At 38.9% G+C, this 16995-nt stretch carries 15 protein-coding genes and 1 pseudogene; 12 read left to right on the plus strand and 4 right to left on the minus strand.

What is annotated here, in order from left to right:
* Positions 1-26 precede the first annotated feature (26 nt).
* The 5 genes from MKX59_RS14530 (at position 27) to MKX59_RS14550 (ending at position 6119) form a co-directional block, all read left to right on the plus strand.
* Positions 27-701, plus strand: coding sequence for a zinc-dependent alcohol dehydrogenase (locus tag MKX59_RS14530; RefSeq protein WP_076265020.1), 675 nt, complete (start codon positions 27-29; stop codon positions 699-701).
* Positions 702-2569: 1868 nt separating this feature from the next.
* Complete coding sequence (trxA, locus tag MKX59_RS14535) at positions 2570-2887, plus strand: thioredoxin (protein ID WP_023988721.1); 318 nt, start codon at positions 2570-2572, stop codon at positions 2885-2887.
* A gap of 245 nt (positions 2888-3132) precedes the next feature.
* The gene (locus tag MKX59_RS14540; protein WP_023988722.1) at positions 3133-3798 is read left to right on the plus strand and encodes an ArsR/SmtB family transcription factor; all 666 of its coding nucleotides are present in this window, start codon (positions 3133-3135) and stop codon (positions 3796-3798) included.
* 587 nt (positions 3799-4385) lie between these two features.
* Positions 4386-4715, plus strand: coding sequence for a thioredoxin family protein (locus MKX59_RS14545; RefSeq protein ID WP_076265021.1), 330 nt, complete (start codon positions 4386-4388; stop codon positions 4713-4715).
* A gap of 441 nt (positions 4716-5156) precedes the next feature.
* On the plus strand, positions 5157-6119 hold the full coding sequence (locus MKX59_RS14550) for a zinc-binding dehydrogenase (RefSeq protein WP_023988724.1): 963 nt from the start codon (positions 5157-5159) through the stop codon (positions 6117-6119).
* Positions 6120-6247: 128 nt separating this feature from the next.
* Here MKX59_RS14550 and MKX59_RS14555 read toward each other — a convergent pair whose 3' ends face one another.
* Together MKX59_RS14555 and MKX59_RS14560 are read right to left on the minus strand one after the other, a co-directional pair.
* Complete coding sequence (locus tag MKX59_RS14555; protein ID WP_023988725.1) at positions 6248-7216, minus strand: LacI family DNA-binding transcriptional regulator; 969 nt, start codon at positions 7214-7216, stop codon at positions 6248-6250.
* Positions 7217-7365: 149 nt separating this feature from the next.
* Positions 7366-8034: an ArsR/SmtB family transcription factor gene (locus MKX59_RS14560; RefSeq protein WP_023988726.1), complete on the minus strand. Its 669-nt coding sequence runs from the start codon at positions 8032-8034 to the stop codon at positions 7366-7368.
* A 564-nt stretch (positions 8035-8598) separates the two neighbouring features.
* Here MKX59_RS14560 and trxB point away from each other — a divergent pair.
* From trxB to MKX59_RS14595, 7 genes are all read left to right on the plus strand, one after another.
* The gene (trxB, locus tag MKX59_RS14565; RefSeq protein ID WP_023988727.1) at positions 8599-9528 is read left to right on the plus strand and encodes a thioredoxin-disulfide reductase; all 930 of its coding nucleotides are present in this window, start codon (positions 8599-8601) and stop codon (positions 9526-9528) included.
* Positions 9529-9626: 98 nt separating this feature from the next.
* Positions 9627-10115: an OsmC family protein gene (locus tag MKX59_RS14570; protein WP_076265023.1), complete on the plus strand. Its 489-nt coding sequence runs from the start codon at positions 9627-9629 to the stop codon at positions 10113-10115.
* A 28-nt stretch (positions 10116-10143) separates the two neighbouring features.
* Complete coding sequence (locus tag MKX59_RS14575; protein ID WP_023988729.1) at positions 10144-10485, plus strand: thioredoxin family protein; 342 nt, start codon at positions 10144-10146, stop codon at positions 10483-10485.
* A gap of 562 nt (positions 10486-11047) precedes the next feature.
* The gene (locus MKX59_RS14580; protein WP_023988730.1) at positions 11048-12109 is read left to right on the plus strand and encodes an NADH:flavin oxidoreductase; all 1062 of its coding nucleotides are present in this window, start codon (positions 11048-11050) and stop codon (positions 12107-12109) included.
* A gap of 421 nt (positions 12110-12530) precedes the next feature.
* Positions 12531-13187: a carboxymuconolactone decarboxylase family protein gene (locus tag MKX59_RS14585; protein WP_023988731.1), complete on the plus strand. Its 657-nt coding sequence runs from the start codon at positions 12531-12533 to the stop codon at positions 13185-13187.
* A 24-nt stretch (positions 13188-13211) separates the two neighbouring features.
* The gene (locus MKX59_RS14590; protein ID WP_023988732.1) at positions 13212-13940 is read left to right on the plus strand and encodes a DsbA family oxidoreductase; all 729 of its coding nucleotides are present in this window, start codon (positions 13212-13214) and stop codon (positions 13938-13940) included.
* Positions 13941-14002: 62 nt separating this feature from the next.
* A complete protein-coding gene (locus MKX59_RS14595; RefSeq protein WP_023988733.1) occupies positions 14003-14518 on the plus strand; it encodes an OsmC family protein in 516 nt (171 codons plus the stop codon).
* 302 nt (positions 14519-14820) lie between these two features.
* On the opposite strand, the gene MKX59_RS14600 is transcribed toward MKX59_RS14595, so the two are convergent.
* The gene (locus MKX59_RS14600; protein WP_023988734.1) at positions 14821-15927 is read right to left on the minus strand and encodes a GerAB/ArcD/ProY family transporter; all 1107 of its coding nucleotides are present in this window, start codon (positions 15925-15927) and stop codon (positions 14821-14823) included.
* Between the two features lie 143 nt (positions 15928-16070).
* A pseudogene (locus MKX59_RS14605) lies at positions 16071-16407 on the minus strand (spore germination protein); the annotation flags it as partial.
* Positions 16408-16995: the final 588 nt, after the last annotated feature.

Genomic DNA, 16995 nt, shown 5'->3' on the forward strand with positions numbered 1-16995 from the left:
GTGAATACTACTAAAGGAGAGTCATCATGAATATGAAAGCATTAGTTTACCATGGCAAAAATGATATACGTGTCGAGGAACGTCCAAGACCTGAGGTGGGTTCCAAGGATGTATTGCTTCGCAATCTTGTTGCTGGTATCTGTGGAACAGATATCAATATCGTTAAATCAGGAAGCGATAATATGGGGATCCGTTTTGAATCAGAATTTGGTCATGAGATGGTAGGGGAGGTTGTGGAAGTAGGATCGGATGTACCTGATCAGATTAAAACAGGAATGCGTGTTGGCGTTAACCCTACTACAGCTAAAAGAGCAGGGAAAGCAGTGACATGCGAATTGGGTGCCTTCTCGGAGTACATTCTAATTGAAAATGCGGCTTTGAATGATAACCTGTACGAATTGGCAGATCATATTCCAAATGAATTGGCCGTGTTGATCGAGCCTATGAGCGTTGGACGTCACGGTGCATTTAGTGCTCATCCTACTCCGGAAGAACATGTCGTTGTCCTCGGCGCAGGCCCCATTGGTTTAACAGCTGCTGCAGGTTTAATAGCCGAGGGAATTAAAAAGGTATGTGTAGTTGATATGGATGCATGGCGTTTACAAAAAGCATCAGAGTTAGGGGCTTTTACAGTAAACACCTCTGAAACTACGCTGGAAGAAGGTTTATCGGGACATTTCGGGACAGTGAGCAATAAGTGATGGGATCTGAACTTCAGATTTTTGGTGCATGCGCCTACACGCACGAAGATATTGTCAAGGTCATCGAGCATATCTCCAACAAAAAAACGGAAATAGGGACCATTGTAACTCAAGTGTATAAATTCGCTGATATTCATGAAGCTTTCGAACAAGCTCTGACCGCAAAGGGAACCATTAAAATAAGCTCTGCTCCATCAGATTTAGCGGGGGTACACTCATCGCGAATTGCACGCTCCGAAAGTAGGGGACTTTGTGTCATTTTGGTAGGGAACTTTGTGTCAATGTACATCTCTTTATTCTAATAGAGTAAAAGCAGTCCATCTTCGGGTAGAGGATGGGCTACTTTTTTCGTCTCATCGTATCCATTTTTCCTGTCTGAGCTTTCATAACTATATAAGCGAGGGTTTGCAGGAATCTCCTAATTCGGGGCTGTTTTTACGTTATTGATGGTAGGTGAAATGGTGAACCGTTTTTGGGGGAGTGTTGCCCTCATTCAAATCTCTTTCTGCTATTTGGAAGCTACATCCATCGATACTCAGGAAAAGTTTGTCTTTAGCTTTCGGGGATATTTAGATAATTAACAAGCCTGTTTTTTATTGTATTTGTTAAGCTGGGATGAAAAAGTGTCCATCAGTTTTTTCATATACGGGTATAATGATGACGAAAATGAAAAGGGAGGAGATTAAGATTAATTATAAAGATATATACAATTTACATATTCAGCTTCTTGATATATATGAGAGGAACTAACAGGATCACTATCCTTATCAAAAGGATATTAATTTTTATAAACGACAGCTCAACTTTTTTTGTGAAAATATTGTACAAAAGATTTTTGTTTTAAACCAACTAATAAAAATTTATGAGAAGAATAGAGAGCCTAAAATTAAGTGGTGCTCAGAGACTTATTATTCAAAACAACATGAGGATATTGAAAAAGTAACAGATTGAAAGATGTTAAGACCAGTGGGTGGTTTCATTTCAGCGTAATTGAAATATCGTTCTACATGAATAAATAGACATGCCAAAGCGAAATATTCAAGAAAAGCAAAATCACAGATGAGTTCCCAGTTTGGGATTTGATTCTGTGATTTATCTTATTTCACGAGCGGAAAAATGTTTAAATTGGAGGCTATTACAAAGAAAATATAACGAAAATTACCGCTAGAAGCAGGCTAAATTGCTGCTCAAGAGCCTGTTTCTACAAGTAGTCACCATAGTTTAGACCTGCAGGAGAAGTTAACCTCGTATGCAAAAGATTAAATCAGATCTACAACAATACAGAAACAACCTCTCGCCAGTATTGCTAAGTAAAAAGGGACGAAGCGGGCTATCGTAAAGCTTAGCAATAAATCCAATTACTAACTCGGGTATCGTTTCTTTGTCCTCTGAGAAATGAATACGAACCCATTTCTCAGAATCCAGGCGAAGATTAGGGAGTTTGATCACTTCATCTGGATCCTAAAAGTCTGGGTATACCAGATAAACCAAAGCCAGTAGCTCCGTTTTCCTTGGCTGTGGAATAGGGCGGTTATTATCTTTTTTTTCCATATGGGCTTTATTTAATCTTGGCAGCAATATGGTGTGGATTACTTGAGTTTGAAGACACGCCCTAGTTAATTAAAATCTTAAATAAGTTGAATCTTTAGCCGTTGATATAAATCAAAAGGTCTTCGGATTTTTGGTTTAAGAACAAAATAGACTTAGTAGTTTAAACGGGAAAGTAATACAGGTGCTGTAAATTGAACTTAAGTTCTATTCTGAGATATAAAGATTAGATATAAAAACGTTGACTAAATTCAATTTCAAAAGTATAATTCAATTAATCTATTGAATAATTGATAAATTAATTGAGGAGGATTTTATTTATGGGAGCAGTATCTTTAACAAAACAGAATTTTGAATCGAACATTAAAACCGGAGTGACACTAGTCGATTTTTGGGCACCGTGGTGTCCACCTTGTCAAGTGCAACTTCCAATCGTGAACGAGCTAGCTGATGATTTAGCCGGACAAGCAACAATAGCCAAAGTCAACGTTGATGAGGAAATCGAATTGGCTTCACAATTTGGAGTTAGAAGTATTCCAACGCTACTCTTATTTAAAGATGGTAAACTGGCTGAAACAATGGTGGGGATCGAGCAAAAGCAAGCTCTTAGAGAAAAAATTCTAGGATTGCTTAATTAACAGAGTATTCAACAAATCCATTTTTGTAATAATCATTGAAATACATGTGAAGAGAGCGACGGATTTGGATTTTTCTGAACCGTCGTTTTTTTCAATTTATTAAGTGAATTTTTGAGTTAGAATCAAAATGAACTAAAAGTAAATGTTGGATTGCTATTTTATACTTGGACATACTAGTGAGTAATTCGAATGCAGGAAGGCATAACCCGAAAATCCAAGGTATTGCAACAAAGAGGAGGTTCCAAATGGAAAGTAGATGTCCTGAATCGGATATTAAAGAACGTTTATATCAGCAATTTGCTCGAATTGGGAAATGTTTATCCAGTGACAAAAGACTTGAGATTATGGATCTCTTATCAAACGGACCAAAATCTGTTGAAAGTTTGGCTACACAAACTGGTATGAGTGTTGCGAATGTATCCCGTCACTTACAAATTTTGCTGGAAGCAAAATTGGTTAGATTTCAAAAAAAAGGTACTTTCGTTATATATAATATTAGTGATTTATCTGTAACTCATTTTTTGTCCTCTTTATGGAATTTGTGTGAGGACAGACTCTCTGACATAAAACAGATTAAAGATGAGTTGAAAAGGCAATATGTAGGTGTTCAAAGTATCACAAAAAAAGAACTATTGGCAAAAATGAAGCAGGATAACATGGTTCTCATAGATCTCCGACCAGTTGAGGAGTATAACACATCTCATATCCCAGGTGCTATATCTGTACCTTTAGAGCAGTTGGAAGAATACCTAAAAACATTAAATAAAGCTGATGTAGAACTTGCTGCATACTGTCGGGGCCCTTATTGTTCTCTTGCATCTCAAGCTGTTGATTTTATTCAAAAACAGGGCTTCACAGCGTATCGAATAGAAGAAGGAGCCCGAGAGTGGAATGCTTACGATGGAGAATGAGGAATGAAATTTAAATAAAAGATGCAAGTGAAAAATATAGTGCTTTTAACATTTAAAGTTGGATTTAGAGAGTTGATAAAACTGAAATTTAATCATTAAATTCAACTGTTCTATTGATTTTAATGATTCGACTTAATATGACAGAACAGAATAGATACAGGATAATTTACTGGCTAACTCAACATTTTCGCTTCCTTGCGGTGTAAGATGTTATCTTTATAATCAAACAAAATCAGGTGCCTGTTTATATTAAATGGATTGACATTAAGAGATAGTTCCGATTTTGAAAAATAGCATTTCAGGAATCCACAATGTCTTCCTAGGGCGATTGCCGTTTGTTTGGGGAAAAGATTTGTCTCCAAAAGATAGCGTAATTATATTGACCGATTAATATTTTAAAGGAAAAAAAGCGGCACGTATTTTACCAAAACAGGGATTTCATGATTTGTATTTATTAGTTATTAGTAGATCCAGTTTCTCAATTAATTGAATGGAGTCAGAAAAGTAAATTAGAACAAAACTGCATTGAATAATATTGGATCTGGAGCCATTCAGTTCCGAATAACATACAGTAAGGCGGGAGATTAATGATAAATGTCCAAGAAATAACTTCAGTGAATGAAATAGATACGTTTATCCAAAATAACCAATTAAGTATGCTATATGTATCTCAAGAGGATTGTAATGTATGTCATGCAATTTATCCCAAACTAAAAGAATTACTCAACAACTATCCAGAAATAAAACTTGCGCATATAGATGCTAGTCAGGTAGAGGCGGTTGCAGGCAAATTATTGATTTTTACAGTTCCCACGATCATCTTATTTTTTGATCAAAAGGAATATCTTCGTGAAGGACGGTTTGTTCAGTTTGAACAATTAGAAGCACGATTAGAACAGTTGTACAATGCGGTATAAATTCTAAGGTAATATCAACATGAAAATAAAACTATTTAATACGATGGAGAAAAGAATGAAGAACCCCGTGATTATTATTGGTGCTGGCTTAAGTGACCTGCGAGCACTGCTATATCCGAAGATCGTATTCCACTTCAAAATTTTCCGCATTACGGACCTATACCTGCATCTGGGGAATGGAAAAATAAATTGCCTTTGCTGGAACAGAAGCAAGTGCAGAATTTGTTGACATCTTGAAGGTGCACTTCAGTCAGCTGAACTAGTAGTCTCAAAAATCATCAATCAGATAACAAAAATACAAAACTTACAAGAAGTTGCAACGAATCTATTCATCCGTAATGAAAATAATCAATTCAAATATACAATTAATTAATTGAATATTTGACCTGTTTAAACTATACTAATGGAGTACCACTATTTTAAAACTAAGGAGGTTTATTCATGAAGAAAATGAAAGCCATGCAAATTCCAGCTGCAGGAGAAAAAATGCAGTTAGTTGAGGTACCGGTTCCGCAGCCGGCAGAAGGGCAAGTATTGCTCCGCGTTGAAGCTTGCGGCGTATGTAATGGAGATTCAATGGCCATGGGCGGTGCGGCGTCAGCATATCCCCGCATTCCTGGACATGAAGTGATAGGAATCGTTGATGAGCTTGGATCAGGCTCGTCAAAATGGAAAATTGGAGAACGTGTCGGCATTGGATGGCATGGGGGACATAGCCATGTGACCGGATTAACAATGGACGGTGGATATGCTGAATACATGGTTGCTTATGAGGATAGTTTGTCCAGTATTCCAAATGAAATTTCGGCAATGGAAGCTGCTCCACTAATGTGTGCTGGAGAAACGACCTTTAGTGCCATCAAAAATAGTAAAGCTCGCCCTGGTGATCTAGTAGCGATTCAGGGGATTGGTGGACTGGGACATCTTGCCGTGCAGTTTGCAAGCAAAGCCGGATATCGCACCGTGGCTATTTCACGAGGAAATGATAAAGAAGCTCTCGTACGTGAACTTGGAGCCCATCACTACATTGATTCGGCCAAAGAAGATCCGGCTGAGGCATTACAAACATTAGGCGGTGCTAAAGTCATCCTGGCAACTGCACCTAACGCGAAGGCCGTTTCCTCTCTGATCAACGGGTTGGGTCAAGACAGCGAGCTCATCATTGTGGCAACTTCCACTGATCCACTAGAATTGTCAGCGATGGACTTTTTGAAAGGATCTAACACGGTCAAAGGTACGTTAACAGGCGGAGCGGAAGAAATCCAAGCGACGATTAATTTCAGTGTGCTGACGGATATTCGCCCCATGATTGAGTCATATCCATTAGATCGTGCTAGCGAAGCATACGATAAAATGATGTCAGCATCGACTCGATTCCGTGCTGTCCTGAATATTTCTGAGTGATGATATAATTACATGGGTGGGTAGCCTACGACTCACGGGTTAATAGAACCACTTGTTCAATTTGGACAAGTGGTTTTTTTAATGTACTGTAGGATTTACCATATGCCAGTAATACTAAAGATACTGCGTTATGTCGAACTTCGCTCAACTAACTTGTATGTTAAAGTGTTTAGCCTGGTTTTGGTGTTATTCAACTTATTTTGCAAAATAAGAAATGCATTCTCAGCTTGCTGGTCGATAGGATAGTCAATCGTTGTCAAATCGAGCAAGTGAGCCATCTCTGTATTATCGAAGCCCATAATCCCCAAATCTCCCGGAATGGAAAATCCCAATCGACGCAGGGCTGTCATAAGACCAGCTGCCACTTCATCATTGGCACAAAAAATAGCATCAGGTCGGTCTTCCTGCGATACCCACCATTTAGCAAGCTCCTCCCCATCACGAACTAAAGTTTTATCTTCGAAATGAGGAAATGGATACGCCATGAGATTGTGTTTCTTAACGAATTCTGTATGGGCACGAATGCGTTCCTTTGTATTCAGTCCTTTGGACATCGGATATATGCTAAGTATTTTTCGGTAACCTTTGGAATGAAGATATTCAAGACCTGTCGAATAGGCATGAAATTGATCCATAAAGACAGAAGGAAGATTCTCGTTTTGAAGACGTTGCCATATAACAATGGGGCCATACCGGGCATAGGATTCAATGACATCCCATTCATTGGACCGTATCAAACACACGATAGCATCTAATTGCTTCCGTTTTAGCATTTCCAGGGCAATAAGCTCCTTTTCAGGTTCTCCATTCGTGATAAAAAGAGTGACGATAAATCCGTTTTTCTCAGCAAAAAGAGTGAATGCACGAACAAAATTAATAATAATGGGACTAAAGGAGACCGTCATTATTCCAATCTGACGAGTTTTACCTTTTTTTAGAGAGATCGCATTAGCATTGGGGACATAATCAAGCTCCTCGATAATTTCTAAAACTTTTTGTCTGGTTAAATCACTTACGTAGCCGTGTTTATTAATTACTCGTGATACAGTTGCTGTGGATACTCCCGCTAAGCGAGCAATTTCTTGAATATTCGCCACTTCTAACCACCTCTTAAGAGAAATCATATCATGTTTCCTAAGTTTGTCTTAACTAAAAAGGACTTCAGAGCCTAATAATATTGGCCTTGAAGTCTTTTAGTTAAGAATTGGAGAAATTAATTGTTATTCGTCTGTTCTTAGAAGTCAGCTTAATGTAACTGAAAATGTTCTTGCCACTCATTCAAGCCCTCTTCCATGCGAAAAGCCGTAAAGCCTTCAGATTGTAATTTCTGCGTCGCCAGAGCTGAGTAGACACACAGTGGACCTCTACAATATGCGATGATTTCTGTGTTTTTCGGTATCTCTCTTATTAGTGCATCTAATTCTTCCATCGGCACTGAAATTGCTCCCGCAATATGATCCATGTCATACTCTTCTTTAGGACGTAAATCCACCAAAATTATTGAATCATTATTAATCTTCTCCCTAACCTCATCCATCGTAAGCGTTTGAACGTCATCAAGATTGTTTAGGAAATCGTCTTTCATTCTACTAATGTCAGGAAGTTGTTTTTCACTGATTCGCCATAAAGAGGAAAGAAATTCGATGATTTCTGGATCAGCCAAAGAATAGATCACATATACTCCTTTTTTTGTGAATTTAACCAGTTTTGCATCGAGCAGAACTTGAAGGTGGCGAGATACATTCGCAATATTCATGTCTGTGCAGGTGGCTATTTTTTCTACGGTTCTAGAACCATTGGATAGCACATTTAAGATCTCAAGACGCTTATCACTGGATAAACATTTTCCGATTCTAGCCAATTGTTTATAGAGATCTTCCTTAAAGATTTTCGCAGAGTTCAGCATATCTTCCATTATTCTCAACCTCTATTCTTGTCGTATTATAAAACGGGAATCCCCAATTCCAATCATGCATAGGAGAAGCCTTAGAATACACCTTAAACTATAATCCATAACTGAAGAATCATAATGAGGAAATTATATACTCAAAAATTGACTTTACTCATGAAATCGGCTCTTGTTCATTCAATTGAATATTAAAATTTTAACATGAACAACCCGAGTGGAGTCAAGTCAAAAGGATATAACTTGATAAAATTTATAAGAATACCCTATTTAGAAAGTTAAAAAGAAAGCCTTAAATTCTGGTTTACTCCAACATACAACGCATATGAAACATAAACTCTCACAAAAAAAGTTGACACTGCCATTGCGCTCTGTCAGCTTTTTTCATTATGCAAAGATTAGTCAAACATCCGCCCCTAAATATATTTCTACAATGTGTGTCTCATTCGTAGTCATTTTCCATCCTTGTATTGACGAGCAGATTCCCTAATGCTATAATTCAATTAATCAATTGAATATTAAAAAATATGGTTATAAACAACTGTAAAAAAATTCGAATTTGGAGGGATGAATATGTATAAATCTGTAATTGTCGGAACTGGTCCAGCAGGACTGACCGCAGCGATCTACCTGGCTCGTGCTAATATGAATCCGCTCGTCATTGAAGGACTTGAACCAGGAGGACAGCTTACAACAACAACTGAAATTGAGAATTATCCTGGATTTCCAGAAGGCATCATGGGCCCCGAATTAATGGATAATATGCGTAAACAAGCGGAACGCTTCGGGGCTACATTTCTTAATGGTTGGGTAAAGACGGTAGATTTGGAAAAACGGCCGTTTAAACTGGAAGTGGAGGGCAAAGGTGAAATCATTACTGAGACTCTGATCATTTCAACCGGTGCCAGTGCGAAATATTTAGGAATACCAGGCGAAACAGAAAATGTAGGCCGGGGAGTTAGTACTTGTGCCACTTGTGATGGTTTTTTCTTTCGAAATAAGGAACTCATTGTAGTGGGTGGAGGCGATACTGCATTGGAAGAAGCAAACTTTCTAACACGATTCGCTTCCAAAGTTACTGTGGTGCATCGTCGAGAAGAACTGAGAGCCTCAAAAATTATGCAAGATCGCGCTCGTTCAAACCCAAAAATTGAGTGGGCTTTAAGCAGGACCCCACTTGAAGTTGTTGCGGAAGAGCGTGGAGTGACAGGATTGAAAGTCCGGAACCATATCTCAGGCGAAGAGGAAATCCTACATGCACATGGTGTATTTGTAGCCATCGGCCATCATCCGAATACGGACTTTTTAAATGGTCAAATTGAAACGGATAAGAACGGCTACATCGTTACAGTACCCGGCACATCGATGACAAATATTTCAGGTGTGTTTGCTTGTGGAGATGTACAGGATACTCGCTATCGTCAAGCTATTACTGCAGCAGGGACTGGAGCCATGGCGGCCATGGACAGTGAAAAGTTTATCGATTCTTTGGAAAATAATTAAAACGTCGTTAACCGAATAGAACGTTTTGAAGTTTCTCGGAGTCTAAGGATTTTAGTGACAAGTACAAGTAATGAAAATATGGAAAGGAGCATATTAAAATGCCGGATCAAAAAGTGAATATGAATACGGTTTGGTTCAAAGACGCGAAAGGTTTTGGTCGCATGAAAGGCGACAATTTACAAACACAAATTGCTATCCCTGTTCTTAAAGGGGGAAGTGGGGAAGGTGCTAATCCACAACAACTCCTGATGTCCTCTGCTATTGCTTGTTATTCTCTGACACTAGCGTACATGCTCGATCACAAGAAAGTACCCGTTGCCGGGTTCTTTATGGACACAGAAGGGAACATAGCTAGAGGGAACCAACTGAGCATTACACATCGTCCGCATGTTGTTTTATCCTCGGGTGCATCAAAAGAAGATATCACTGTGGTCGAAGCATTATTCCTACAAGCAGAAGAAAAATGCCACATTGGTCAGCTGCTTGTCAAAGCAGGTGTGCCGGTAGGTACCGAAGGTAAGGTATCGATTGATGCTGGAGATGATCTGACAAGTAACTATATTGAACAACATCAATTGGAATGGTAAACCATCCATTAAAAAAGGAGAAATTAAAATGAAAAAAGTTACCTCTAAATCAGAATTTGATACAGCTATTCGTTCCCCCAAAATTACAGTTGCTGTTTTTAAAGCAGACTGGTGCCCAGACTGCAAATTTATTGATCCATTCATGCCTGAAGTTGAAGAAAAATTTGCGAATGATCTGGATCTCATTGAGGTGGATGTAGATCATGTAGGCACTGTGAGTGAAGAACAAAATATTATGGGTATTCCAAGCTTTGTAGCCTATGTCGAAGGTAAAGAGCTTACTCGTTATGTCAACAAGCTTCGTAAATCACGCGAAGAGATTGAACATTTTCTGCAAAGTGCTGTTGAGGTATATAACAAACGTTCATAAGGGATTTTTCGCTATTTCGTATCAATATAGAAACTACTCGAAGAAGCCACGTTTACCTCAAAAAGCAATTTGGCATAAAGAACGGTACGACACCAACTTAGAAAGCCTCATTAAAAAATATGAACAAACGATCTCTAACTACATGGATAAACGTACAAATGGAAAAGAAACAAGAGGTTGGAGTCAATAAGTATCCTTCTTCTATAACCACAATTATTTTATTATCCTGAAGTGAGAAGAATGTTGCAGCAGCAAGGATTTAATTTCAAGTAATTTCATTGATGGAAGCCCAAATTACATGAAAATCAATCGCTTAAGTTAAACAAGCCCTAAGCTGAAGATGGAGCCGATTTTGGATATCTGCTCTAATGGAGGAGAGCTGTCCTATTTAACAGGCTTCTGTGGTGGTGTAGCCATAACTTGGTTCTCAGTTCATTTTATAAACGTTAGAACGAGAGTCTTTTTATATGCACTGTTAGGGATTAGATAAGTTGATTTAATTGTTGCTAATATACGAAGTCTACGTTATAGAATGACAATAATAAAACTTGGAGGTTTTTTTGTGACTAATTCTCAATCTGTTGAAGCTCTTTTTAAACCATTCGAAATGGGAAATCTCAAACTATCTAATCGTATTATATTGGCACCTATGACTCGAAATTTTTCTCCAAATGGAGTGCCAGGGGAGGATGTCGCTGCGTATTATCGTCGTAGAGCTGAAAATGGTGTTGGACTTATTTTGACAGAGGGTACGTTTATCAACCATCCTGATGTTGCATCCGAGGTGCCAGCATGGCAGGAGGACGTACCACACTTATACGGAGAAGAGGCGCTAAACGGTTGGTCAAAAGTAGTTGATGGAGTACACGAGGCCGGTGGGAAAATTTTCTCTCAAATGTGGCATATGGGTGCACGAGGCAACGTTAATGATTACTCAAAACAAGAAATTTCGGAATTGGTTGAAGCTTTCGTACAGGCAGCAGTCAATGCTAAAAAAGTTGGTTTTGATGGCATCGAGATTATGGCAGCCCATGGATTTTTAATCGATCAGTTCTTCTGGGAAAAAACAAATTCGCGTAACGATGAATACGGTGGCGACATTGTCAAACGTGCACGCTTTGCTAGTGAGGTTATCGCAGCTTGCCGACGTGCTGTTGGACCAGAATTTCCAATCGTGTTGCGAATCTCACAATGGAAATATGATGCCTATACAGCAAAATTAGTTGAAACTCCAGAACAACTAAAACGTTTCTTAACGCCATTAGTTGATGCAGGCGTTGACATCTTTCATGCCTCTCTTCGTCGCTTTTGGGAACCAGCTTTTGAAGGATCTGACTTGAATCTTTCAGGATGGATAAAAAAACTGACAGGGAAACCAACAATTACAGTTGGATCTGTCGGTCTTGACGCTGATTTTTTGGATTTCTTTGCTACCGGGGAAGAGGCTAATGGCAAAGCCAACAAGATGGGCGATTTAATCGAGAGATTGGAACGTGAAGAATTCGATTTGGTCGCAGTCGGGCGCGCATTATTGGCTGACCCTGACTGGGTAAACAAAATCCGCGATGGACGAACAGAAGAATTACTTCCGTTTACGCGTGAGGCAATCGAAACATTGTATTAAACGGGAGTATGAAAAATAACGAAGAACCTATATCGATTTGAAATGCACCCGCTAGAATATATTAGATAAACCCTGGGTTTAACCAATGTATTCTAAGGGTTCATTTTTTTATGGCTATTCGCATGCATATTTTGGAAGGTTGGATATAAAAGATTCATTAAATATCTGGATATTCATGGCTTCCAAGGTGTCCCCCTCTTCTCATAAAAAGAACTTGACTTAAATGCCTATGCATTCTATAATTCAATTAATCAATTGAATAATGTCTTCTTGTTTTCGTTTAAAAGGAGGCATTTAATGAGAGAAACTTGTTGATTCAATCGTAGGATCTATGAAAAAGCGTAAGCAAGGAAAAAATTCTGAGCGTGATGAATAAAAGCTCAGAGTACACTAAAATTTCTAATGAATAGAGGGGTTTTTTATGAGTCATCAAGACAGTTTGTTTAAAAAATCGAATTTTAAACGTATTGGAGAATTTAACTCGGTTTCTCCAGAGATATTCAAGGCGTTTGTAGCCTTTGAAAAGTTAGCATTGGCTGAAGGTAAACTTACAGCAAAATACAAGGAACTAATTGCAATTGCTATAGCCCACACCACGGGATGCCCTTATTGCATTGAGGTTCATGTAAAACAAGCTAAGAAACATGGTGTTTCAAAAGAGGAAATGGCAGAAGCTATAATGGTTGCCACCGCGCTCAAGGCAGGTTCGGCGATGGCTCATGGCGTTAATGCTTTAAATGCGTATGATGGTACCGATGACGACGAGTTATACCGTGCATCTTATATTAATAGACTACGGGAGTTTACCCAATTAAGTGATTCGTTCAAATCCTTTGCTTCTTTTGATCAGCAAGCGTTGAAAGCCAGCATACTCAGTACCAAGGAAAAAGAATTGATTGCGGTTGCGGTTGCCCATACCACTGGGTGTCCATATTGCATTGATATTCATACGAAAGCAGCCAAAAAAGCCGGAGCAAACAAAGAAGAACTGGCTGAGTCGATTATGGTAGCTACTGCTTTAAAAGCTGGTTCCGCTCTTGCTCATGGAGTAAATGCACTGGTTGCATTTGACGAATAACTAAAACTGAGAAGGGGTAGAAACATGAAAATTGAAATCTGGTCTGACATTGCATGTCCATTCTGCTATATTGGTAAACAAAATCTGGAGCGAGCCTTAGATGGATTACCGCATAAAGATGAAATAAGTATTGAATACAAAAGCTTTGAGCTTGATCCGGGAGCTTCTTCGTATGATGGAACAAGTTTTCTAGAAAAATTAACCCCTAAATTTGGCGGAAGAGAACAGGCAAAAGAATTTCTTAGCCACTTAACTCAACAAGCCAAGAACGTGGGATTATCCTTTCAATTAGATAGTCTTAAACCCACCAATACACTGGATGCTCATCGTTTATTAAAATGGGCAAAAACGAATGGCAAAGAAACAACGTTGAATGAAAAATTACTTATTGCACATTTCACTGAATCAAGGGATGTAGGAGATTATGATACGCTGGCCGATATTGCAGAAACGGTTGGATTAAACAGAAAAGAAGTCCTCGAAGTATTAAAAAATAAGGATCTCTATAAAGATCAAGTACGAAAAGATCAAGATGAAGCTCGTAGAGTTGGGATTAGCGGGGTACCGTTCTTTATATTCAACCAAAAATATGCAGTTTCAGGGGCACAGCCGACAGAATCTTTTTCTCAAGTGTTGGAGAAAGTTTGGGAAGAAGAGCATCCGGTAGCTAAGTTTGAAATTCTTTCTGATGAAACCTCTAGTGAAGGACTATGTACTGATGAAGGGTGTGCGATCCCGCCTAAAAAGTCATAAAGGACAAGCCAGGATCCAATTAAATTGGTCTATGAAAAATATAAAATAGAGGAGTCCTAAATATGAGTAAAATGAACGGTGTAGATGTGAATATGCTCGGAAGCTTGGCAGAAAAATATAAGGAAAATCCCGAGGATGCGATTACAAGTTTTGCTTCTACAGTAAAATGGAAAGATGGGTTTTACTCGGAGGCCGAGGTTGGGGACTATAAGCCGGTACCCATTGATGAACCAGAGTGGCTATCCGGAACTGGAAAAGGGCCTAATCCCGTTGAGCTTTTGTTAAGTGCACTTGGCGCTTGTGTAGGTGTTGGATTCATTGCAACAGCTAGTGGTATGGGGATTAAAGTAAATTCGTTGGACGTTGATGTTACTGGCGAAATAGATCTGAACGTTTTCTTTGGCTTAAAAGAGGGGAATTCTGGCTTTGATGAAATAAACGTTCGTTTCAATGTGGACAGTGACGCAGATGAAGCGCAGGTTGAAAAGTTGATTGCAAAAGCCATAGAAATATCACCTGTGAGAAACACCATTGAAAGAAACGTTAAAGTGACTTCGATGTATACACTTCACAGTTAATACCATGTATACTTGATTGTTTTGCTAGAAAAGTAGACATTATGCGAGGAACACATAGCATAATGTCTACTTTTTTATAATTTTAGGATCAGGGTGCTTTCGTTTTCCCTTGTGGCTAAGGACATGTGTGCTCCCTTTTTTGCCAAACGCCCTACATACGTCAGTAGTTAGTATTTTAAAACAGCCGACAGGCCGATGTACGAACTATTCTACAGTGGGAGTGAAGAAAATAGATTTGCTGCTCCAGCAGCCGACTTGATCTAAGTAGAATGAAGGCAAGCAGTAAAGATGGGATAGGTCGTCTACACATTTTGCTTCATTCCCTTCTTTCTGATCACGAACACGATGGAGAGAAGTACCGGAACCAGAAAAAACAAAATGATTCCCATGTATTCGACCGCACCGCTAAGGCTAAACAAGTCCATCATACTAAGAGGAGTCATTGTGGAGATAAAGATAATCGGAATTAAGCCAAAAATCGCATAACGATATTTAAGACCGAATACCTGTGAGATTCCTAAGGATGCATTGAAGAAAAAACTGCAAAAATTACAAAACATTTGCATCATCCAGATCACCAGCAGCGGAAACTCCAGACGTTCAAAAAGAAATCCGGGGATTTCAAAACTGCGTATTAAATTAATGGTGGGCCAAGTACTTGTCACAGTGGAGTCCATCGATAACCCGCCGATCACCATAACTACGGTCAGAAAGTACAAAACCCAAGGGATACTGATCCCCACTACCATGGCCTTAAATGCTTTTTCAGGGTGCTGCAGAAAAGCGACTAGTGTCATGACGACTTCGCATCCAGCATAAACAAGAATAGTCGATTTTAGTCCCTTGATGATAGGTAAAATCCCGTCACTCAATACGGGACGAAGATGATCAATTTCAAATATCCTTAAACTAAAGACAAAACAGAAAAGCAGAAAAAAGAGACTAATCGGAAGTACAATCTGGTATAGCCGAGCGATGGAGTTAATACCTCCAAAAACCAAATAACTTCCTACCCAAATAAATGGAATCACAATCGCCCAGATGGGTGTGCCTTCAAGCAGATAAAACATCGTCACTTCAGCAAAAACCCGAATCTCGAGGCCAGCGATGATTAAAAAATATATAATCAATAATACACTTAAAAATCCTCCCGGGATGATGCCCACGATTTTTCTGGAGTATTGATACACGGTGTTTCCAGGAAACTGTTGACTTAATTTCACCATCAGCCAAACGACTAATATGACAATACATCCACCGATGAGGACAGAAAGCCATCCATCAGGAGTCTGTACCTTTTCAGTTACATTTCTCGGCAGTGTCAAAATCCCTGCCCCCAATACGGTATTGGTCAGGAATACAGCGGCCTGCTTCGTTGTGATCTTATCATCAGAGCGTGTAAATACCATAGCTCCTCCTTCGTCTTAGCATCATGGCTTACGTTTGCTTTGCTGCGTTTTCATCATAATAGGTCTTCTTTTCATCAGAGATATAGGAGCTTAGGAATACAAAAATTCCAGTTACTTATACTTTCCTGTTGTTCCTGTTAGGGTTGCTGATCTTTAAACATCAAAAATCTGCAATACCTGCTTGTTCATAATCTCTTTATCCTGCATACCTTCTATGAAGACAAACACGGACCGTGCATGAAATTTCTTCACCACAAACTCACGAAAATGCGCATCACTATTTTCACCTATAACCTCACGAATTGTCTTAAAGTCGGAATCATAATTCCCTGTAATTTTAGAGCTTGGCTCATGCTGTTGATTCGCGTGGCCTTCGTTATGTTCATCAGAGAACGAACGATGGTTAGGAATAATCAACGCGAGAGCGGCCTGAAATAATGTAACCCAGCTCGGAATATAAGAAATTATTTTAGACCACATGATAATCACCTCTAAACGATTCAATTCATTTCCCCATAAGATACAAGTTGTTCATAAAGTATTCCTTATAAAGGTTGTATTAACACATGAGTCGGAAAGATTCGCTCAATAAATAGAGCGTGTGATCATGAAATACATTGTTTCCAAATCAAATTATTGTAGCAGATAAGCAAAAGAGGTTACGAAGCGCTTTTCTGGTTGTGGAAGTGAGTCGGGTAGACGAAGTAGTGACCAGCTTCTAGATTGCCTGGATCATTGTCTAGAATGGAAATGATTAGGAATGTCACTTTGTTCGTTGAAAGAGCAGATTACTTACATAGGGCTTGTAATTAAACGTGAACGATTCTTAGCGAATGAAAGTGCTGATCCCTATGTCATTTTCCAAGATGATCAGGGCTTGCGTTTTATTGAAATTACCATCCTTTGGTGGAAACGATCGAAAATCGATTGAAGTGTATATCCTGCTTTCCTCAAGCTATGTTTATTCCAACAAATTACTTAGCTAACTATTGACTTTGAGTAAAAAGGTTGTTATTCTTTTCACAAGGTTGAGTTATTTTTTTCACAAAGAAAAGGGAGGCCATATCT

Origin of the sequence: Paenibacillus sp. FSL R7-0340 (assembly GCF_038002205.1) — a bacterium.
In the GTDB taxonomy this organism is placed as follows: Bacteria; Bacillota; Bacilli; order Paenibacillales; family Paenibacillaceae; genus Paenibacillus; species Paenibacillus polymyxa_B.